The 18,807-nt window shown below is 71.2% G+C and carries 19 protein-coding genes, 1 tRNA gene and 1 riboswitch; of the genes, 12 read left to right on the forward strand and 8 right to left on the reverse strand.

Translation table 11 applies throughout. The annotated features are described in order from the left end of the window. Positions 1–64: 64 nt before the first annotated feature. The 3 genes from ADL25_RS11385 to ADL25_RS11395 form a co-directional block, all read right to left on the reverse strand. Positions 65–412: a hypothetical protein gene (locus ADL25_RS11385; RefSeq protein ID WP_059127553.1), complete on the reverse strand. Its 348-nt coding sequence runs from the start codon at positions 410–412 to the stop codon at positions 65–67. 309 nt (positions 413–721) lie between these two features. Then, positions 722–2,236 carry a glycerol kinase GlpK gene (gene glpK / locus ADL25_RS11390; protein WP_059127554.1) on the reverse strand — a complete coding sequence of 505 codons (1,515 nt, stop codon included), beginning with the start codon at positions 2,234–2,236 and terminating at the stop codon, positions 722–724. A 41-nt stretch (positions 2,237–2,277) separates the two neighbouring features. Then, complete coding sequence (locus ADL25_RS11395; RefSeq protein WP_059127555.1) at positions 2,278–3,045, reverse strand: IclR family transcriptional regulator; 768 nt, start codon at positions 3,043–3,045, stop codon at positions 2,278–2,280. Between the two features lie 145 nt (positions 3,046–3,190). On the opposite strand from ADL25_RS11395, the gene ADL25_RS11400 reads away from it, so the two are divergent. Then, positions 3,191–3,619, forward strand: a complete 429-nt coding sequence (locus ADL25_RS11400; protein WP_059127556.1) for an ATP-binding protein — start codon at positions 3,191–3,193, stop codon at positions 3,617–3,619. 49 nt (positions 3,620–3,668) lie between these two features. Here ADL25_RS11400 and ADL25_RS11405 read toward each other — a convergent pair whose 3' ends face one another. Beyond that, positions 3,669–4,823, reverse strand: coding sequence for a hypothetical protein (locus tag ADL25_RS11405; RefSeq protein WP_079050301.1), 1,155 nt, complete (start codon positions 4,821–4,823; stop codon positions 3,669–3,671). A gap of 342 nt (positions 4,824–5,165) precedes the next feature. On the opposite strand from ADL25_RS11405, the gene ADL25_RS11410 reads away from it, so the two are divergent. Then, entirely contained in the window at positions 5,166–6,056 is an 891-nt protein-coding gene (locus tag ADL25_RS11410; protein WP_059127557.1) for an LLM class F420-dependent oxidoreductase, read from the forward strand. 86 nt (positions 6,057–6,142) lie between these two features. Next, positions 6,143–6,709 (forward strand): cysteine hydrolase family protein, encoded by a 567-nt coding sequence (locus ADL25_RS11415; RefSeq protein ID WP_059127558.1) that lies wholly within the window; start codon positions 6,143–6,145, stop codon positions 6,707–6,709. Between the two features lie 156 nt (positions 6,710–6,865). On the opposite strand, the gene ADL25_RS11420 is transcribed toward ADL25_RS11415, so the two are convergent. Beyond that, positions 6,866–6,939, reverse strand: a tRNA-Pro gene (locus ADL25_RS11420). A 99-nt stretch (positions 6,940–7,038) separates the two neighbouring features. On the opposite strand from ADL25_RS11420, the gene ADL25_RS11425 reads away from it, so the two are divergent. Further along, entirely contained in the window at positions 7,039–7,563 is a 525-nt protein-coding gene (locus ADL25_RS11425) for a DUF309 domain-containing protein (protein WP_059127559.1), read from the forward strand. Positions 7,564–7,619: 56 nt separating this feature from the next. Continuing rightward, positions 7,620–8,390, forward strand: coding sequence for a precorrin-6A synthase (deacetylating) (gene cobF / locus ADL25_RS11430; RefSeq protein ID WP_059127560.1), 771 nt, complete (start codon positions 7,620–7,622; stop codon positions 8,388–8,390). Positions 8,391–8,682: 292 nt separating this feature from the next. Here the strand turns inward: cobF and ADL25_RS11435 are convergent, their stop codons facing one another. Next, positions 8,683–9,429, reverse strand: coding sequence for a cobalt-precorrin-6A reductase (locus ADL25_RS11435; RefSeq protein WP_059127561.1), 747 nt, complete (start codon positions 9,427–9,429; stop codon positions 8,683–8,685). 127 nt (positions 9,430–9,556) lie between these two features. Between ADL25_RS11435 and ADL25_RS11440 the strand changes: the two genes are divergently transcribed. After that, complete coding sequence (locus ADL25_RS11440; RefSeq protein WP_059127562.1) at positions 9,557–10,336, forward strand: HAD-IIA family hydrolase; 780 nt, start codon at positions 9,557–9,559, stop codon at positions 10,334–10,336. 27 nt (positions 10,337–10,363) lie between these two features. Here the strand turns inward: ADL25_RS11440 and ADL25_RS11445 are convergent, their stop codons facing one another. Continuing rightward, a complete protein-coding gene (locus ADL25_RS11445; RefSeq protein ID WP_059127563.1) occupies positions 10,364–11,137 on the reverse strand; it encodes a sulfite exporter TauE/SafE family protein in 774 nt (257 codons plus the stop codon). A 421-nt stretch (positions 11,138–11,558) separates the two neighbouring features. On the opposite strand from ADL25_RS11445, the gene helR reads away from it, so the two are divergent. Next, the gene (gene helR / locus ADL25_RS11450; RefSeq protein WP_059127564.1) at positions 11,559–13,706 is read left to right on the forward strand and encodes an RNA polymerase recycling motor ATPase HelR; all 2,148 of its coding nucleotides are present in this window, start codon (positions 11,559–11,561) and stop codon (positions 13,704–13,706) included. Between the two features lie 87 nt (positions 13,707–13,793). Here the strand turns inward: helR and ADL25_RS11455 are convergent, their stop codons facing one another. Beyond that, positions 13,794–14,981, reverse strand: a complete 1,188-nt coding sequence (locus ADL25_RS11455; protein ID WP_059127565.1) for a thiolase family protein — start codon at positions 14,979–14,981, stop codon at positions 13,794–13,796. Positions 14,982–15,138: 157 nt separating this feature from the next. Here ADL25_RS11455 and ADL25_RS11460 point away from each other — a divergent pair, with 157 nt between their 5' ends. From ADL25_RS11460 to thiD, 5 genes are all read left to right on the forward strand, one after another. After that, complete coding sequence (locus ADL25_RS11460) at positions 15,139–15,396, forward strand: WhiB family transcriptional regulator (RefSeq protein WP_059127566.1); 258 nt, start codon at positions 15,139–15,141, stop codon at positions 15,394–15,396. After that, a complete protein-coding gene (locus tag ADL25_RS11465) occupies positions 15,393–15,875 on the forward strand; it encodes a Dps family protein (protein WP_059127567.1) in 483 nt (160 codons plus the stop codon). Before ADL25_RS11460 ends, ADL25_RS11465 begins: the two co-directional genes overlap by 4 nt. A 75-nt stretch (positions 15,876–15,950) precedes the next feature. Next, positions 15,951–16,220, forward strand: coding sequence for a DUF3140 domain-containing protein (locus ADL25_RS11470; RefSeq protein WP_059127568.1), 270 nt, complete (start codon positions 15,951–15,953; stop codon positions 16,218–16,220). A gap of 271 nt (positions 16,221–16,491) precedes the next feature. Next, positions 16,492–16,586: riboswitch (TPP riboswitch) on the forward strand. Continuing rightward, positions 16,578–17,972 (forward strand): purine-cytosine permease family protein, encoded by a 1,395-nt coding sequence (locus tag ADL25_RS11475; protein ID WP_059127569.1) that lies wholly within the window; start codon positions 16,578–16,580, stop codon positions 17,970–17,972. Its footprint overlaps the riboswitch before it by 9 nt. Further along, the gene (gene thiD, locus ADL25_RS11480; protein WP_059127570.1) at positions 17,969–18,766 is read left to right on the forward strand and encodes a bifunctional hydroxymethylpyrimidine kinase/phosphomethylpyrimidine kinase; all 798 of its coding nucleotides are present in this window, start codon (positions 17,969–17,971) and stop codon (positions 18,764–18,766) included. The genes ADL25_RS11475 and thiD overlap by 4 nt, the downstream gene beginning before the upstream one ends. Positions 18,767–18,807: the final 41 nt, after the last annotated feature.

Consider the following 18,807-nt stretch of genomic DNA (forward strand, 5'->3'; position numbering starts at 1 on the left):
CCGTGCGGAGAGCCGTAAGGGCGAGAGAACCGTCGCGGTACCGCGGGGAAGCGGACCGGTGGGATCAGGGGCGGGCGCCGTCGTTCAGGGCGACAGTGTGGTCATCGAGGCTGCGGTGCCAGTCGCTCACCCCGTGCTGACCACCGGTGCCGCCCGAGGGGACGAAGTCTTCCAGCTGACCGACGACCCACGGGTCGAACATCGCGATCTGGTCCGCGATCCAGGGATCGACCCGGTGCTGGGTATGGACGGTGGCGACCTTGGTGTCCGCGACGACAGTGGACCGGACCGCGGCGTGCCCGGGCGTCTGCGGGGTGGCCGCGATCGCCGAGCCGCCGGCAGCGAAGAGAGCGCCGCCGAGAAATGCAGCGGAGACGCCCGCGGTGGTGAGACGCCGCACCAGCTTGTTCATGGTCTTTCCTCCTTGCGCGACCCATCGTCCGGTGGATGCGAACGGTGGGGTTCCTGCCGTTGTGTCGGCGATCTCAAGCTACGCACTCCGGCATAGTTGAACAATGAACTATTGGGGTGAAACACATCACCGGGCGATCGGGAATGATGCGCCGAATCGCTTATCAAGCCCCCGTATAGGGTGAAATACGACGAAGTGGCGAACGTCACCCTACCAAAACGGGCGAAAGGTGCGAGCGTCAATGTCGTGCAAATTTCAACGACTCATGGTGCTACGGGGACCGCGTCCAGTCGCCCCGGCCGCATCCGGTCACGCCGGTCCCGACGGCCTGATCCAGCCCAGAGACCGCTCGACGGCGCGCTTCCAGCACTCGTACTCCCACTCCCGCCGTTCCGGGTCCATGTCGGGCATCCACTGCGCCGCCCTGTGCCAGTTGCGGCGCAGAACCTCCAGGTCGGGCCAGAAACCGGCCGCGAGGCCGGCGGCGTACGCCGCCCCGAGGGAGACCGTCTCCGCGACCAGGGGCCGCACCACGGGCAGGTCGAGGACATCCGCAAGGAACTGCATGAGCAGGTTGTCGGACGTCATGCCCCCGTCCACCTTGAGTTCCTTCATCGCGAGCGCCGAGTCGGCGTTCATGGCGTCGACGACCTCGCGCGTCTGCCAGCCGGTGGCCTCGAGGACGGCCCGCGCCAGGTGCCCTTTGGTGATGTACGAGGTGAGCCCGACGATGACGCCGCGGGCGTCGCTGCGCCAGTGGGGTGCGAAAAGGCCGGAGAACGCGGGGACGATGTAGCAACCGCCGTTGTCCTCGACGGTGAGCGCGAGCGTCTCGATCTCGGGCGCGCTGCTGATCAGGCCGAGGCGGTCGCGGAACCACTGGACCAGTGAACCGGTGACGGCGATCGGGCCCTCGAGTGCGTAGACCGTGGGCTGATCCGCGATCTTGTACGCGACGGTGGTGAGGAGCCCGTGCCGGGAGCGCACAAGATCGGTACCGGTGTTCATCACCAGGAAGCTGCCGGTGCCGTAGGTGCACTTCGCCTCACCCGGCGAGAAGCAGGTCTGTCCGAACAGGGCCGCCTGCTGGTCGCCGAGCGCAGCCGTGATCGGGACACCGGGGAGCACGGAGCGGGCCTGCCCGTAGGTCTCGATCGACGGCCGGATCTCCGGCAGCATCGCGCTCGGGACCCCGAAGAACTCCAGCAGTTCCGGGTCCCAGGTCAGCGTGCGGATGTTCATGAGCATCGTACGGCTGGCGTTGGTGGCGTCGGTGATGTGCAGGCCGCCGTCCGCGCCACCGGTCAGGTTCCAGATCACCCAGCTCTCCACCGTCCCGAAGAGCACCTCACCGTCCCGTGCCCGCTGCTCCAGGCCGTCGACGTGATCGAACAGCCAGCGGAGCCGGGGCGCGGAGAAGTAGGTGGAGGGGGGCAGACAACAGCGGTCGAGGAAGAACGCGTCGCCGGGGCTCCGCCCGAGGTCCTCGACGAGCTGCGCGGTCCGGACGTCCTGCCAGACGATCGCCCGGCACACCGGGGCACCGGTCCGCCGGTCCCACAGCACCGTCGTCTCACGCTGGTTGGCGATGCCGATGGCGGTGATCTGCCCGACGTCTATGCCGACGCCGGACAGCGCCTCGGGCACGATGCGCTCCAGGTTGCGCCAGATCTCCGAGGCGTCGTGCTCGACCCAGCCGGGCTGGGGGAAGAACTGCCGGTGTTCTCGTTGGGCGACCGTCACCAGCCGTCCGCGGTGGTCGAACAGAATGCATCGCGTGGAGGTGGTGCCCTGGTCGATGGACATCACATACCGTTCAACCATGATCGGGACTGCCTTCCGATGCGTCGCGGCGGCGCCGGGAGCTACCAGCGGGCCGCGCCCAGGTCTCTGGAGATCGCCCGTGCGGCTTCCCGCAGCAAGGTGATCAGGGCCGGTTGCGGCCGGCCCTTGGTGTCGCAGATCCGTTCGACCGGTCCCGACACTCCGATCGCACCCACCACAAGGCCGCCGTGCCCGCGGATCGGCGCGGCGACGCCTGCCTCCCCCATGGCCATTTCCTGCACCTCTGCGCCCCAGCCGAGCTCCCGCACCTCGACGAGGGCCCTGCTGAGATCCTCGGAGCGCACCAGGGTGTGCCGGGTGTACTCCTCGAGGCCCGCGTCCACGAGCGGCTCCACGGGCTCGGCGCCGAAGGCCAGCAGCACCTTGCCCAGGGAGCAGGCGTGCAGGGGCAGCAGCGTGCCCACGTCCAGCGTCTGAAGGGTGTCGTCCGGCCGGAAGACGTGGTGCACCACGAGCACCTTGCCTTCCAGTGGTGTACCGAGACGGACGGCCTCCCCGCTGCGGGCGGCCAGGGCGTCGGCCCAGTTGATCGAGCGCGACCGCAGCTCGTTGACGTCGAGATAGCTGGTGCCGAGATGCAGCAGTGCCGCTCCGAGCTGGTACTTTCCGGTCGCCTCGTCCTGTTCCACGAAGTCCACGTGCTGGAGCGTACGCAGAATGCCATGGGCGGTGCCCTTGGCCAGCCCCAGCGACGACGCCACCTCGCCGAGCCCCAGCCGGCGGGGACCGCCGGCGAGCAAGCGCAGGATCGCCGCCGCCCTCTCGATGGACTGGACTGGCCCGGCCATGAGCCGATCCTAATCCGGATCGCCTCCCGGTTCAGGACGGCGTTCGGTAATGCCGACCACCCCTCATTGACCCGCCGGATCTCCGTCCATAACGTGCCTGAACGCCCGGCGTCCGGCCGGCGGCTCGCCCCGAGGAGGAGGGCACATGGCAATAGCGCAGCTCAACGCCGCGCCTGTGGAGGGAGTGGAGTACGTCTTCCCGCTCCCGCACTCTCCCCGAGCCGTCTCCACCGTGCGCCGACGCGCGGAGGCCATTCTGACCAGGTGGAACCTGCCCGCGGGCGTCGCAGAGGATGTGCTTCTCGTGATCTCGGAGCTGCTGACGAACGCGGTCGTCCATGCCTTCCCGCCGGCGGCACTACGGCTGTCGCGTGCCCGGCTGAACGGGCGCGATGCCGTACGCGTCGCGGTCACCGACATGGGACCGGCCGTACCCACCTGCCGCTCGTCGGCGACGATCGATCCGGACGAGCACGGCCGGGGGCTGTGCATCGTCGCCGCGCTGTCGGCCCGGTACGGCGTGGAGGTGCACCCTGAGGGGACCAGCCGCTGGGCGGAGGTACTCGCCGGGTGACGGCGGGGGGACGGCCGCGGCGGACGCCGTGGGCCACCTTCCGCCAGGATCAGGCCTGTGGCGGTGCCGCTCCCCGCAGGACCGCGATGCAGCTGCCCACGGCGGACTGCAGCTCCTCCAGCCGCTGGAGCATGTCGTCCTCATACAGGTCGTCCAGGTCCTCGACGTCGTCGAGGGTCAGCTCCTCGAACACCTTCGTCGCCCGCTGCAGGCTGCTGTAGAACTTGGTGCGGCGCTCCCGAAGACGCAGGTCGGGGTCGGCCTCGACGGTCCGGGCCACGAGTTCCTTCACCGTGTCGTACGCCTCGGCGGCCCACGGTCCCGCCTCCTCCCCGTCGTCCAGCTCGTCGATCAGGGAAAGATGACGCTCGGCCTGCGCACGGAGTTCGGCGGGCGCATCGATCGTCTGCCCCGCAGGGGTCTTGACCTGGCCCTTCTCCACGATCTGCCGGACGTACCCGATACGGTCCGCGACCCGGCTCTCGGTGGCCACCGCCTTCTTCAACTCGTCCGTCCTGGCGACGTCACGGGCGAGCTCGGTCTGCAGGGCCGGGTCCTCCCGGAGCCGGTCGAGAAGGGCGGCACGCGCGGCCCGGGCGGTGGCGGGGTCGGCCAGGATCGCGGCACGCAGTGCGGTGGGATTCTCGGCGACCTCCAGCGCCTTGGTCGGCCGGATGCCCTCGGCCTCGGCGGACGCGGCGATGGCCTGACCACGCTCGGACGCGGCGCTGGTGCGGGCCGTGTAGTAGGCGAGCCAGGCGTCGGAGTCCGGCAGCGCGATCTCCTGGCCGGGGACGAGGATCTCGAAGTGGGGGACGAGACCGTCGTCGGCCGCCTTGTCCCACGCCTTGTAGTACCGCATGACCCGCTCCGGGGAGCATCCCGCCAGCTCGGCGAACCGCTTGGCGGAGATCTTCGGGGTCTCCCCCGCCGGCTGCCCGCCGGGCCGTACGCTGCGCGCCACCTTCAGGGCGAACGCCCAGCCGCCGGTGCGGGCGTACACCCCGAAATCGTGGGCGTCACGCGCCACCGTCCCGTCGACGTCGGACGCCTCCGCGTCGCCCGTGGCCGCCGGCTCCACCCAGAACCCGTCGTCCGCGGGCGTCGCCCGGACGACCGGTGCGTTGACGGCCGACGCCTCCCGCGCGGGCTGCTCGTCCCCGGGCGAACCCGTCGCTCCGGACGGATCGATCGTTACGGTCACTGGAAACACTCCCGGGCACTCGGACTGCGGGAACCGGAGCGAGCAGCCTATATGAGCCCGTTGTCACGGCTTTGCGCCCGCTCCCGGCTGCCGGCCGGCTCGGGGCGGACCGGCCGGCCGACCGGGTTCCGGAGGCAGGGACCGGCGGTCGGGCCCGCGTCCGTGCGGCCGCAGGGAACCACCACCCGCCGGTTGCGAAGTGCCCCGCCCCAAGGTGAAGTACCGCCCCACGAGGAGTACATCCGGCGTGGAATGCGCCGTGCCGTCGATCCGTTGGGTTCTGCTGTGATCAAGTGATGCAGGAGCACGGCGCTGCACCGAGCGCGGAGGGATGGGGAACCGATGGGTGATGTCACAGGCACGGACGGCGCAGGCCCGCTGAAGGCGGCCGTCGGACGGCACGGCGTCTGGAGCGTGGGACTGCGTTCGGAGGACCAGGCGCGACGCGGCGAACTGGCCGATGCCGCCGCCGAACTCGAAGAACTCGGTTTCGGTGCCGTCTGGCTCGGCGGCAGCGCCACGGTACGCCACGCGGTCCCGCTGATCGAGGCGACCTCGAGGCTTGTCGTGGCGACCGGCATCCAGAGCATCTGGCAGCACGAGGCCGCCGGGACCGCGGCGCACTTCGGCGAGTTGGAGAAGGACCGTCCCGGGCGGTTCCTGCTCGGACTGGGCGTGAGTCACGCCAAGATGACGGAACAGTACCGTCGCCCCTACTCGGCCATGGTCGACTACCTGGACGCGCTCGATGCCGCCGGGGTCCCCGCGGGACGCCGGGTCCTCGCCGCACTCGGGCCGAAGATGCTGGAACTGTCCCGCGACCGCGCCGCCGGCTCGCATCCGTACCTGATGACGGTCGAACACACCGCCGTGGCCCGGGAGATCCTGGGCACCGCACCGCTTCTCGCGCCCGAGACGAAGGTCGTCCTGGACACGGACCCGGACCGGGCCCGTACGACGGCCCGCGGCACCCTCGCCCTCTACCTGACCCTGCCCAACTACACCAACTCCCTCCTCCGTTTCGGCTTCACCGAGGACGACTTCGCCGACGGCGGCAGCGACCGCCTGGTCGACGCGCTGTTCGCCTGGGGCGACGACGACCGCATCCGGGAGCGGATCGAGGCGTTCCATACCGCTGGCGCGGACCACGTCGCCGTCCAAGTGGTCGACGCCGGGCCCCGCGACGCCCTGCCGCGTGCCGCGTGGCGCCGTCTGGCGGAGCTGCTGCGCTGACGTCCGGCCGGACGGCGGTCGCCGCTGTCAGTGGTGCGGCCTACTGTGGGGGCCGGTCAGTTCCAGGACGAGAAACGGGAGACACCATGACGACCCTTCCCGACCGGCCCCGTACCGCACTGCTCGTCATAGATGTCCAGAACGGGGTCGTGGACGGCTCCCACAACCGCGACGAAATGATCGCGAACATCAACACCCTGATCGACAAGGCCCGCGCCGAGGACGTCCCGGTGGTCTGGGTGCAGCACTCCGGCGCCGAGCTCGTGCGGGGCAGCGAGAGCTGGAACTACGTCCCGGAGCTGGTCCGGCGCGACGCGGAACCGCTCATCCACAAGACCTACTTGGACTCCTTCGAGGAGACGGACCTGGAGTCGGTGCTGGCCGGGCAGGGAGTGGGCCGGCTCGTCGTCACGGGTGCCCAGACCGACGCCTGCATCCGCTCGACCCTGCACGGGGCCCTCGTCCGTGGATACGACGCGACGCTGGTCGCCGATGCGCACACCACGGAGGACCTCACGGCATACGGAGCGCCTGCCCCGGAGCAGGTGATCGCGCACACGAACCTCTACTGGCAGTGGCAGAAGGCTCCCGGGCGCCGCGGCGGAACCATGGACACGGCGGAGGTGAGCTTCTCCGCGGAGCAGGCGGACTGAGGCGGCCGCACACCGGGACCCGAGGACGATCGACAGGTGCCGCACGGCACCGACGCGAAGCGTGGGCGAGGAGCGAACGAGGGTTGCCGCGGCGCTCACGCGTCAGGGGCCCCCGCAAAGAGAGCCCCTGACCCGAGAAGACTTCCGACGTCGCCGTCGGGACGACAGGATTTGAACCTGCGACCCCTTGACCCCCAGTCAAGTGCGCTACCAAGCTGCGCCACGTCCCGGTGCGCTTTCCGCGGTGATCCGCGTGATCGCGCGGACAGAACTTTACCCCACGGCAGGTACTGCCCCGAAGCGAGCGGGAGGTGCGGGACAATCGGGGTATGAGTGACGCATCGGAAGCCCGGGCTCGTCGAGGGCGCGACCGGGACGCGGAAGGGCGGGCCCGCAACGCCCGGCCGCGGGACGGACTGGGGCGGCCCCTTCCGTACGACGCCCAGGGGGTCGCACGCCAGCCCGAAGGGGTCCTGCGGACTCCTGACAACAGCGTCACCGAAGCCCAGGCCCTGCTGGACGCCGGGAAACCGTTCCATGCGCACGAGGTCTTCGAGGACGCCTGGAAGTCCGGGCCCGAAGGGGAGCGCCCCCTGTGGCGCGGGCTCGCCCAACTGGCGGTCGGACTCACGCACGCGGCCCGCGGCAACGCCACCGGTGGCACCCGGCTGCTGCGGCGCGGCGCCACGGCCGTGGAGGGCTGGGCCGCACAGTCGGGACAGAGCCGTCCGTACGGCATGGCACTGGCGGAACTCATCTCCTGGGCAAGGGAGTTGGCCGCGATGGTGGAGCGGGACGCGGCCAAGGTCGACGCGCGGGAGTGGGCCCCCCGGCTTTGCGGCCGGCGGCCGTAGCGGGCGGAGGCGGGGGCGTCGGGCCGCCCGCCCGCGCGGTACGGCAGACTCGGGGGGTGCGAAAGATTCATGTCATCGGCATCGGAGCGGGCGACCCCGACCAACTGACCCTGCAGGCGGTCAAGGCGCTGAGGAGCACGGACGTGTTCTTCATCCTCGACAAGGGCGAGTCGAAGTCGGACCTCGTCCAGCTGCGCCGGGACATTCTCGACGCACATGTGCCCGAGGGGGCGTACCGCCTCGTCGAGGCGCGCGATCCGGAGCGCGACCGCTCCGCCGGGGGCGCCGCCTACTCCCCCGCCGTCGGCGACTGGCGTTCGGCGCGTGCCGGCATCTACGAGCGGCTCATCGTCGAGGAACTGGGCGAGGACGAGACCGGAGCGTTCCTGGTGTGGGGCGACCCGGCGCTGTACGACAGCACGCTCGGCATCCTCGAGGAGATCCTGGACCGGGGCGGGGTGACGTTCTCCTACGACGTCGTGCCCGGCATCAGCAGCGTCTCGGCACTCGTCGCAAGGCACCGCACGGGACTCAACCGGGTGGGCCGGCCCGTGCAGATCACCACGGGCCGGCGGCTGGCGGAGGGGTTCCCCGACGGGGTCGACGACGTCGTGGTGATGCTCGACGCCCATCAGACCTTCCGGCAGTACGCGGACCAGGACATCGACATCTACTGGGGTGCCTACATCGGCACTCCGGACGAGATCCTCGTCTCCGGTCCACTGGCCGAAACGACACAGCACATCGAGCGCCTGCGCGCTCAGGCGCGGGAGCGCAAGGGCTGGATCATGGACACCTATCTGCTGCGCAGGCGTCCGCGCGGCTAGGACCTGTCTTTGGATCATGTCGGCGTCGCGGGGCGTGTCACGCGCATCTGCCGTGCTGTCGCCGGTTGCCGACGCTCCGTTTCCGTGCCCCAGCAGCACGCACGACTTTCTCGACACGATGCCTCCAACCCCGCGACGGGAACGGGCGGTTCGTCGCGGCGCACCGCGCGAACGCCCGCCCGGCACGACGGGCGACGAAGGACGACCGTCGTCGCACGACTGCCGGCGTGGGTGAAGAGGGCGCATCACCGCGACGGGACGGTGCACGCCGTCGGCACGGCCCATGCGTCCGTCATCGGGGACCGAGCCCCAGGAACGACAGCACCCCCACGACGTCCGGCACCGTGGTCACCCCGTCGGGCAGCGGCGGACGGCGGACCATGACCACGGGTAGCCCGCGATCGCGCGCGGCCGTGAGTTTGGCCGCCGTCGCCGTTCCCCCGCTGTCCTTCGTCACGAGCACATCGATGCGGTGCTCGACGAGCAATGCCGTCTCGTCCTCGACCGTGAACGGCCCGCGGGCCGAGAGCACCCGGGTGTCCGGCGGCATGGGCGGCTGTGGGGGCTCCACCGACCGCACCACGAAATGGATACCGGCCAGGCCCGCGAAGGCCGCGAGCCCCAGTCGACCGGTGGTGAGGAACACCCGTCGGCCTAGCGCGGGCACCAGGGCCGCCGCGTCCTCCAAGTCGGCCGCATCGTGCCAGCGGTCTCCGGGGACCGCGCTCCAGCCGGGCCTGCGCAGCACCACGGCCGGAACGCGCGTGGCCACCGCCGCCCGTGTCGCGTTCGCGGTGATGCCCGTGGCGAACGGGTGCGTGGCATCGACCAGCGCGTCGACCCGGTGCCCCCGGAGCCAGTCGGCCAGTCCCTCGACGCCGCCGAAACCCCCGACGCGAACCTCACCTTCGAGCGCACCGGGCCGGGACACCCGCCCTGCCAGGGAGGTGGTCACCCGCACCCCGTGCCGGGAGACGAGCGACGCGGCGAGTTCACGTGCCTCTGCGGTGCCGCCGAGGACCAGGACGTGCGGGGACATGGTGCCGAGGGTACGGGCAGGCCTCCCTCCGGTCTCCTGCCGGTACCCGCGGCCGGACGGCGCGGCGGTCGCATCGTGTCCCGCACGCCGCAGGGCGGGTGGCCGCCGGCCTCGTTAGGGTCCTGCCATGGATTCAGTGCGTGCCGTCCTCATCGACATCGACGGGGTCCTCACCGTCTCCTGGCAGCCCCTGCCCGGCACGGTCGACGCCCTGCACGAGATCCGTGACTCCGGTCTCGCCGTCGCCCTGCTCACCAACACGACCTCCCGCACCCGCGCATCGATCGCCGGGACCCTCTCCGCGGTGGGCTTTCCCGTCGCGGCCGAGGACATCCTGACCGCACCCGCCGTCACGGCCGCGTATCTCGCGGACCGTCTGCCGGGCGCACGGTGCTCGCTGCTCAACAGCGGCGACATCCGCGAGGATCTCACCGGCGTCTGCTTCGTCGACGACGCGGACACGGTCCCGGACGTCGTGATTCTCGGAGGTGCCGGCCCGGAGTTCGACTACCCGGCACTCAACCGGGCCTTCGGCCACCTGCAAAGAGGCGCGCGGCTGGTCGCCATGCACCGTAACCTGTACTGGCGCACCGACCAAGGTCTGCAACTCGACTCGGGGGCGTTCCTGCTGGGGCTGGAGAAGGCCGCACACACCGAGGCCGTCGTCACCGGCAAGCCGTCGCCCGCGTTCTTCGAGGCGGCTCTCGCCCATCTCGGGGTCGGCGCGGATCAGGCGCTCATGATCGGCGACGACATCGAGTCCGACGTGCTCGCGGCCCAGCGAGCCGGGATCACCGGGGCCCTGGTCAGGACCGGCAAGTATCTGCCCGAGACGCACCGGGCGGCGAGCGGTGCGCCCGATCACGTCCTCGACTCCTTCGCCGACCTTCCCGCCCTGCTCCGGTAGTCGGGCGGACACCGGTGTGACGCGGGCTCAGCGCAGCAGCAGCTGGACGCCGCCCACGACCGTCGCCGCGATCACCAGTTGCTCGAACAGCCGCTGATTGATCCGGTTGACCGCCCATTTCCCGAGGAACGCGCCCGGCACCACGAACAGCGCGAGCGCCGCGTCAAGCAGCAGTGAGCGGCCGTCGATCAGCCCGAGACCCGCGCTGAAGGGCACCTTGGAGACGTTGACGATCAGGAAGAAGAAGGCCGAGGTGCCGAGGAAGCCGAGCTTGCGGAATCCGGCCGAAAGGAGATACATCGACATCACCGGGCCGCCCGCGTTCGCCACCATCGTGGTGAAGCCCCCGAGGACGCCGTAGGAACGTGCCTTGGCACGGCCGGCCCGTGTGGTCACCGAGTCCGGTTCCACGTCCTGGTCGGCGCGTCGGCGCCGCCACACGGTCACCGCCGCCATCAGCAGCAGGATCGCACCGATCGACGTCCGTACGACCGCGTCGTCGGCCCACACCAGGAACAGCGTGCCGAGCACGACGCCCGCGGCGACCGCCGGGAACAGCCGCCACAGGGTCGGCCAGTGGGCGTGCCGACGATAGGTCAGGACGGCGAGGACGTCGCCGACGATCAGGACGGGCAGCAGCACGCCGGTGGAGGCGCGGGCGGGCAGGACGGCGGCGAAGATGGCCAGGCTGACGGTGTTGGCGCCGCTCACGGCGGTCTTGGAGAAGCCGACGAGCAGCGCGGCGAAGGCCAGCGCGGCGAACCCCCACAGGGATATGTCCCAGAGCGTCATCGTGTTCATGCGGTGACCGATGCTATGCCCACGCATCTCGCCGCGTCAGGGGTGTCTCGCCTGGTGATCCGCGACGATCCGGGTCCTGTGTTCCCGCACGCCCGGGGTCCGTTGGCGCCTCGCGAGGGTCTGTCGTCCACCGGGGCCGATCGGTGCGGATGTGGACACGCACCCCTCGCCACTCTCAACGTATAGCGCACCGGGGGGCTTGCGGCAAGGCCCGGTTCGTGCCGCACAATCGCACACCGACGCCGGAACTTGCGGAAATGGGAGATTCACGAAGTGCATTTGCTTTTGTCGGTTCATGGGGCGTGCCGTGACGTTGTGCCGGTGGGATGCCGCGTACTGCCGTCGCGGGCGCTCGGCGCGGGGCCGCACGTGTGTGCGGCCCCGGACTCGGCGGACGCGAACCCGGATCGGAGCTGCTGACATGAACTTCCTGACCACCAGCGCGTTCGACCTGCCCGACAACCTCTCCGCCAAGGCCGACCCGTTGCTGATCGCCGATGACGAGCGGCACTTCGCGGCGATCGCCGACACTCTGGAGCAGACGATCGCCGAACTGTCCGACCGCCTCGACGCCGCACTCAAGTCGCCCGGTGGCATCGGGCGGCAGGCTATGGACCGGGACGCGGAGGTCCACCGGCTGACCGCCCGTCTGCGCGCCCTGCGTCGCTTCGGCCTGGATCTGTGCCTCGGCCACATGGTGGACGCGGACAGCCCCGAGCCCCTGTACATCGGGCGACTGGGCCTGACGGACAGTACGGGGCGCCGCCTGCTGATCGACTGGCGCTCGCCGGCGGCCGAGCCGTTCTTCGCGGCGACCCACGCCCATCCGATGGGTCTGGTGAGCCGCCGCAGGTACCGCTGGACCCGCGGACGGATCAGCGACTACTGGGACGAGGTGTTCACCGCCGACGGACTGGCGCGGCGCGCCGCTCTGGACGACCAGTCCGCCTTCATCGCCGAGCTGGGCGGCAGCCGCTCGGACCGGATGCGGGACGTGCTCGCCACCATCCAGGCCGACCAGGACGCCGTCATCCGGGCGGCCTCTCCCGGCGCCCTCGTCGTCGACGGCGGTCCCGGCACGGGAAAGACCGTGGTCGCGCTGCACCGCTCCGCCTACCTCCTCTACTCCGACCCCCGCATCGACCACCGTCGGGGCGGCGTGCTGTTCGTCGGCCCGCACCAGCCGTACCTGGCCTACGTCTCCGACGTCCTGCCGAGCCTCGGAGAGGACGGGGTGCGGACCTGCACCCTGCGGGACCTGGTCGCGGAGGGGGCCGGAGCGGCGTTCGAGACCGACCCGGCCGTCGCCCGGCTGAAGTCCTCCGCGAGCATGGTGAAGGCCGTCGAGACGGCCGTGCGGTTCTACGAGTCGCCGCCCACCGCCGCAATGTCGGTGACCACTCCCTGGGCCGACGTTCGGCTGACTGCGGACGACTGGGCCGAGGCGTTCGAGGCACCCGACCCCGGTACCCCGCACAACGAGGCGCGCGACCAGATCTGGGAGGCCCTGCTCACGACGCTCAGGGACAAGCACGACGACGACATCTCGCCCGATCTGTTCCGAAGGGCGCTGCAACGTGACGAGGAGCTGGTCGGGACCCTCAACCGCGCCTGGCCGCTGCTCGAAGCCGCCGACCTCGTGGGAGACCTGTGGTCGGTACCCGCCTATCTGCGGTTGTGCGCTCCCTGGCTGAACCCCGACGACGTCCGCAGGCTGCAGCGCAGGGACCCCCAGGCCTGGACGGTGTCGGACCTGCCGCTTCTGGACGCCGCCCGGCAGCGCCTCGGCGACCCGGAGTCGTCGAGACGCAGGCGCCGGCACAAGGCGTCAGTCGCCGCCGAACGCGAGCGCATGGCCGCGGTCATCGACAACGTGCTCGCGGCCGACCAGGACGGCGAGGGAGCGGTGACGATGCTGCGCGGACGGGATCTGCAGGACAGTCTGATCGACGAGGCCGCGCTGCCCGGCACCGCGCAGGAACCGCTGGCCGGCCCGTTCGCGCACATCGTCGTGGACGAGGCCCAGGAACTGACCGACGCGGAGTGGCAGATGCTGCTGCTGCGCTGCCCTTCCCGGAGCTTCACCATCGTCGGGGACCGGGCCCAGGCACGGCACGGGTTCACCGAGTCGTGGCGTGAGCGGCTCGAGCGGATCGGGCTCGGCCGGATCGATGTGGCGTCCCTGACCATCAACTACCGCACGCCGAAGGAGGTCATGGCGGAGGCCGAGCCGGCCGTACGGACCGTGCTCCCGGATGCCAATGTGCCGACGTCCGTCCGCAGCACCGGAGTTCCCGTCGTCCACGGCCGCGTCGCGAACCGGGACTCGATCCTCGCCGGCTGGCTCGACGGGCATGCCGACGGGGTCGCCTGTGTCATCGGCGATCCCACGTTCCGGGCGACACCACGCGTGCGGTCGCTGACCGCGGAGTTGTCGAAGGGGCTCGAGTTCGACCTGGTCGTCCTCGTCGACCCGGAGGCCTTCGGGACGGGTGTCGAGGGGGCGGTCGACCGCTATGTCGCGATGACCCGGGCGACCCAGCAGCTCGTCGTTCTCACGAGCTCCTGACGCCGGCCGGGCGGTTTCGGCGACCGCCCTCGTCCTCGGCTGCCAGGGCCTGTCGTCCGGATCCCGGCATGATCCGGACGACAGGTCCTAAGCGCGCTCGACGAGCACCGTGCTGCCCTGGCCGACGCCCACGCACATGGTGGCGAGGCCGCGGCCGGCACCGGTGCGCCGCATGCGGTGCAGCAGGGTGGTCAGGATGCGGGCGCCCGAGCAGCCGAGCGGGTGGCCGAGGGCGATGGCGCCGCCGGTGGGGTTGACCAGGTCCGGGTCGATCCCGAGGCGGTCCACGCAGGCGAGGGCCTGGGCGGCGAACGCCTCGTTGAACTCGGCCTCCTGGATGTCGCCGATCGTCCAGCCGACGCGTGCGAGCGCCTTCTCGGTCGCCGGGACGGGGCCGATGCCCATGACGTCCGGGTGGACACCGGCCGAGGCCCCCGCGACATAGCGGCCGAGGGACTGCAGGCCCAGCTCGTTCAAAGCCTCCTCGCTGACCAGGAGGAGCGCCGCCGCACCGTCGTTCATGGGTGAGGCGTTGCCCGCCGTGACGGTGCCGCCCTCGCGGAACACCGGCTTGAGACGGGCGAGTTTCTCGTACGACGTGTCCTCGCGCACACCTTCGTCGGCCGTGACGGTGACACCGTCCGCCCTGGTGACGGGAAGCAGCTCGGCGTCGAAGCATCCGTTCTTGCGGGCGTCGGCCGCCCGCCGGTGGCTGCGCAGGGCGAAGTCGTCCTGGCGCTCGCGGGTGATGCCGTACCGCTCGGCGACCTCTTCGGCGGTCTCGCCCATGGACAGCAGACCGTGGAGGTCCTTCATCGCCGGGTTGACCAGCCGCCAGCCGAGGCGGGTGTCCACGGTCTCCATGCGGTGGGGCAGGGCCTCGTCGGGGCGGGGCAGCACGAACGGGGCGCGGCTCATGGACTCCGAGCCGCCCGCGAGCACGATGTCGGCCTCACCGGCGGCGACGGTGCGGGCGGCCGTGGTGACCGCCTCCAGGCCGGAGGCGCACAGCCGGTTGACCGTCGCGCCCGGCACGGACTCGGGCAGGCCGGCGAGGAGGGCGGCCATGCGGGCCACGTTGCGGTTGTCCTCGCCCGCCTGGTTGGCGGCGCCCCAGTAGACGTCGTCGATGCGCGCCGGGTCCAGGGCGGGCACGTCGGCCATCAGACCGCGGATCACGGTCGCCGCGAGGTCGTCGGGCCGCACGGAGGACAGAGCGCCACGCAGTCTGCCGATGGGAGTGCGGCGGGCTGCCGCGAAGTGGACGGTACGCACGACGGGACTCCTGAGCACCCTCGACGAGTAATTAGCACTGCTAGTTTTTGACTATAGAACGCCGGGCCGCCACTGGGAAGAACCACCTCTTCGGTATCCCCGGATCGCCCGCCTCCCGCCGGGTTTCACCCCCTGCCTCTCGGGCACCCGGGCGCCCATGGAGTGGTTGCGGCACGCGGCATGCGTGGAGGAGGACCCCGACTTGTTCTTCCCGGTCGGCACGACGGGACCGGCTCTGGTGGAGGCCGCCGCCGCGAAGCGTGTGTGCCGACGCTGTCCGGTCGCTGCCGACTGCCTCGAGTGGGCACTGGACACCGGGCAGACGGCGGGCGTCTGGGGAGGCACCGACGAGAGGGAACGCGCCGCACTGCTCCGGTCCAGAAAGCGGCGCATGACAAGGAGAAGCGCACGATGACCGTGGTGCACAGCACCCTTCCCGAGCCCGCACGTGCCATCACCGGGGAAGCCCTGCAGGAAACGCTGGTCGACCTGGTCGGGCTCTCCCTCATGGCGAAGCAGGCCCACTGGAACATCGTCGGACCGAGGTTCCGTTCGATCCACCTCCAACTCGACGAGGTGGTGGCCACGGCACGCTCCTACTCCGACACCGTGGCCGAACGCGCGGCCGCGCTCGGCGTCCCGCCAGACGGCAGGCCGGAGACCATCGGCTCCGCCTACGGCCTCCCGGACGCGAAGGAGGGCTGGCTGCGCGACACCGACGTCGTCCGGTTGATGGTCGAGTCGCTCGGGACGGCGATCGGGCGTCTGCGCGCCAGGATCGACGCGACCGCGGAACCCGACCCGGTCACCCAGGACCTGCTGATCGGGCTCACCGCGGAGCTGGAGAAGCAGCGCTGGATGTTCGAGGCGGAGAACTGGCCGCGGGAGGACTGAGCGGACGGGCACACATACGGACACGAGCACGTACGGAGCGGAGGGCGACCCGCGAGGGCGAGAGGAGAGTTCACGATGGCCGACGCCCTGGAGACGGACGCACTGTGGGACGAGTTCCAGCAGGTGGTGAACATGACGTCCCAGGAACTCGCGGCCTGGCTGCGGGTCCAGGACGCCGACGATGACACGGGATCCCCCGGCAGGGCGGACGGCCCCCGCGTCGTCGCCATCCTGCAGAAGCGGCGTATGGACCTCACCGACGACGACATCCGGGTCATGCGCGAGGTGGTGGAGAAGGTGACGCTCGAGCAGGACCGCCGGAGGGGTCGGCGATCGTCGCGGTGAAGGCGGCCGTGCCCACCGGGACAGCGGTCCGGGAGCGCCGGTTCAGCCCGTCGCGGACACCGAATCCGGCGCCACGGACCGGGCGTTGATGGGTGCCGCGCCGTCAGGAAGGCGGTCCGGGCCGTCCCGGGCACGCCGCACGAGCGACTCGGGCCGGTGGGACCGGCCGGCACGGGCGGCGCCACGCCGCAAGGCTCCGACCGGCCGCCACGGTATCCGGTGGCGGCCCTTGTGTATGGCACATCCGGCGGCTCGGGTTAGTCTTGCCGCCGTACCGGACACGGGGTGCCCCATCTGCGGGCTGAGATCACACCCGTTGAACCTGAACCAGTTCGTACTGGCGGAGGGATGTCTTTCATGCCATTGGCGCATGTCTCCGGCGGGTTGCCCGCCGACGGCCGGCGGACCGTCTTCGACGGACGGATGCCCACCGCTCCCGGGGATCTCAGGGTCGAGGGACACGGCATCGAACCGGTCCCCGAGAGCAACCGCTACGGCGGCGCGGGCCGGCTGTTCACGGTGTGGTTCGCCCCCAATCTGACCATGACCGGTGTCTTCACGGGCACCATCGGCATCACGCTCGGCCTCGGCTTCGGCACGGCGCTCGTCGCCGTGGTGCTGGGCACGGTACTGGGCGCCGTCCCCACGGCCTACCTCGGCACCTGGGGAAGCCGCACCGGCGCGGGCCAGCTCCCGCTCGCCCGGCTCGCGTTCGGACGCGCGGTGGTGCTGCCCGGAGCCCTGCAATGGCTGTCCTCGATCGCCTGGGACGCACTGATCGGCCTGTTCGGCGGGGACGCGCTCGCACGCCTGTGCGGCTGGCCGTTCTGGCTCGGGGTGCTGGTCATGATGCTGGGGCAGGGTGCGCTCGGGGTGCTCGGTTACGAGGCGATCCACCGTCTCCAGATCGTCATGACCTTCGTCCTCGCGGCCGCCTTCGCGCTGATCGCCGTACGGATGCCGGCCGGCGTCCATCCTGCCCTGACGGGCAGCGCACACGGCGCGGACCGGGCGGGCGCGTTCGTACTGACCAGCACGATCGCCCTGAGCCTGACCTTGTCCTGGGCCCCGTACGCCAGCGACTTCAGCCGCTATCTGCCGAGCACCACGTCCCGGACCCGGATGTTCTGGTACACACTGCTCGGTCTGGTGGTGTCCTTCCTGGCCGTGCAGGTCCTCGGCCTGTGGGGTGCCTCGGCGCTCACCGACCAGACGGCCGCCGGGGTGGACCAGTTGCTCGGCGGCGGAGCGCCGGGCGCGTTCGGGCTGCTGGCGGTGGCGCTGGCGGCCCTGTGCAGCAACGCCATGAACGACTACAGCGGCTCGCTGGCGCTGCAGACCATCGGCCTGCGCACACCGCGCCCGGTGGCGGCCGCCCTCGCCGCCGCTCTCGGATTCCCGCTGGTGCTGTGGATGCACGCGGCCGACACCACCGCCCGCTTCCAGAACGTGCTGCTGTTCGTCGGCTACTGGATCCCCGGATTCGTGGCGATCGTGGTCGTCGACTGGCTCGTACGGCGCGGCCGGGTGGCCGATCTCGCCGCCGAGACGGCCCGGCCGCGGTCGGTGTGGCCACCGCTGCTCGCCTTCGCCGCCGCCTTCGCCGCAGCGGTGCCCTTCATGGACACGGGCCTGTACGTGGGTCCGGTGGCCCGTGCGCTGCACGGCGCCGACGTCTCGTACTACGTGGCGTTCCTGGTGGCCCTCGCGGTGTACGCCCCGCTGCGCGTCCGAGAGGAGGGCCGCGCATGACCGCGCCGCCGCGCGTCCTGACCATCGCCGGCTCCGACTCCGGGGGCGGCGCCGGGATCCAGGCCGATCTCAAGACCATGCTGGCCCTGGGCGCCCACGGCATGAGCGTGGTCACCGCGGTCACCGCGCAGAACTCCGTCGGGGTGCAGGGCGCCTGGGAATTGCCGGTGGATGCGGTGCGCGCACAGTACCGCAGCGTGGTCGACGACATCGGCGTCCAGGCGGTGAAGACCGGGATGCTCGCCTCGCCCCGCCTGGTCACCGTAGTGGCCGAACTGCTCGCGGACGTGGGGGTCCCGGTCGTGGTGGACCCGGTGAGCGTCTCCAAGCACGGGGACCGGCTGCTCGCCGACGACGCGCTGGACGCGGTGCGCACCAGGCTGCTGCCGCGCGCGACGGTGACCACGCCGAACCTGGACGAGGTCGCGGAGCTGACCGGCATCGCGGTGACCGACGAGGAGGGCATGCGCCGCGCGTCCGCGGAGCTGCTCTCGTACGGGCCCCGATGGGTGCTGGTGAAGGGCGGGCATCTGCCCGGTGCGGCCGTCGACCTGCTGACCGACGGCCGCGAGGAGCACTGGCTGCGGGCTCCGCGCCACGACAACCGGCACACCCACGGCACGGGCTGCACCCTCGCCTCGGCGGTCGCGGTGGGGCTCGCGCAGGGTCTGGAGGTGCCGCAGGCCGTGCGGCAGGCCAAGGAGTACGTCACCGAGGCCATCGCGGCGGGCTTCGCCCTGGGGGCCGGCATCGGTCCGGTGGACCACGGATGGCGACTGCGGGCGGGTGGGTGACGGCGACGCCGCACCGTCATCCGGGGCGCTGCGCGTCGAGC

The organism is Streptomyces sp. NRRL F-5122 (assembly GCF_001507435.1).
In the GTDB taxonomy this organism is placed as follows: Bacteria; Actinomycetota; Actinomycetes; order Streptomycetales; family Streptomycetaceae; genus Streptomyces; species Streptomyces lannensis.

Excerpts from the sequence above, each read along its gene's own strand:
- ADL25_RS11410 (WP_059127557.1), top strand. The coding sequence starts at position 5,166 with ATGGGTGATGTCACAGGCACGGACGGCGCAGGCCCGCTGAAGGCGGCC.
- ADL25_RS11445 (WP_059127563.1), bottom strand. The coding sequence starts at position 11,137 with ATGAACACGATGACGCTCTGGGACATATCCCTGTGGGGGTTCGCCGCG.
- ADL25_RS11395 (WP_059127555.1), bottom strand. The coding sequence starts at position 3,045 with ATGGCCGGGCCAGTCCAGTCCATCGAGAGGGCGGCGGCGATCCTGCGC.
- ADL25_RS11400 (WP_059127556.1), top strand. The coding sequence starts at position 3,191 with ATGGCAATAGCGCAGCTCAACGCCGCGCCTGTGGAGGGAGTGGAGTAC.
- ADL25_RS11385 (WP_059127553.1), bottom strand. The coding sequence starts at position 412 with ATGAACAAGCTGGTGCGGCGTCTCACCACCGCGGGCGTCTCCGCTGCA.
- ADL25_RS11460 (WP_059127566.1), top strand. The coding sequence starts at position 15,139 with ATGGAGTGGTTGCGGCACGCGGCATGCGTGGAGGAGGACCCCGACTTG.
- ADL25_RS11475 (WP_059127569.1), top strand. The coding sequence starts at position 16,578 with ATGCCATTGGCGCATGTCTCCGGCGGGTTGCCCGCCGACGGCCGGCGG.
- ADL25_RS11425 (WP_059127559.1), top strand. The coding sequence starts at position 7,039 with ATGAGTGACGCATCGGAAGCCCGGGCTCGTCGAGGGCGCGACCGGGAC.
- ADL25_RS11415 (WP_059127558.1), top strand. The coding sequence starts at position 6,143 with ATGACGACCCTTCCCGACCGGCCCCGTACCGCACTGCTCGTCATAGAT.
- ADL25_RS11440 (WP_059127562.1), top strand. The coding sequence starts at position 9,557 with ATGGATTCAGTGCGTGCCGTCCTCATCGACATCGACGGGGTCCTCACC.
- ADL25_RS11470 (WP_059127568.1), top strand. The coding sequence starts at position 15,951 with ATGGCCGACGCCCTGGAGACGGACGCACTGTGGGACGAGTTCCAGCAG.
- glpK (WP_059127554.1), bottom strand. The coding sequence starts at position 2,236 with ATGGTTGAACGGTATGTGATGTCCATCGACCAGGGCACCACCTCCACG.
- helR (WP_059127564.1), top strand. The coding sequence starts at position 11,559 with ATGAACTTCCTGACCACCAGCGCGTTCGACCTGCCCGACAACCTCTCC.
- ADL25_RS11465 (WP_059127567.1), top strand. The coding sequence starts at position 15,393 with ATGACCGTGGTGCACAGCACCCTTCCCGAGCCCGCACGTGCCATCACC.
- ADL25_RS11435 (WP_059127561.1), bottom strand. The coding sequence starts at position 9,429 with ATGTCCCCGCACGTCCTGGTCCTCGGCGGCACCGCAGAGGCACGTGAA.
- thiD (WP_059127570.1), top strand. The coding sequence starts at position 17,969 with ATGACCGCGCCGCCGCGCGTCCTGACCATCGCCGGCTCCGACTCCGGG.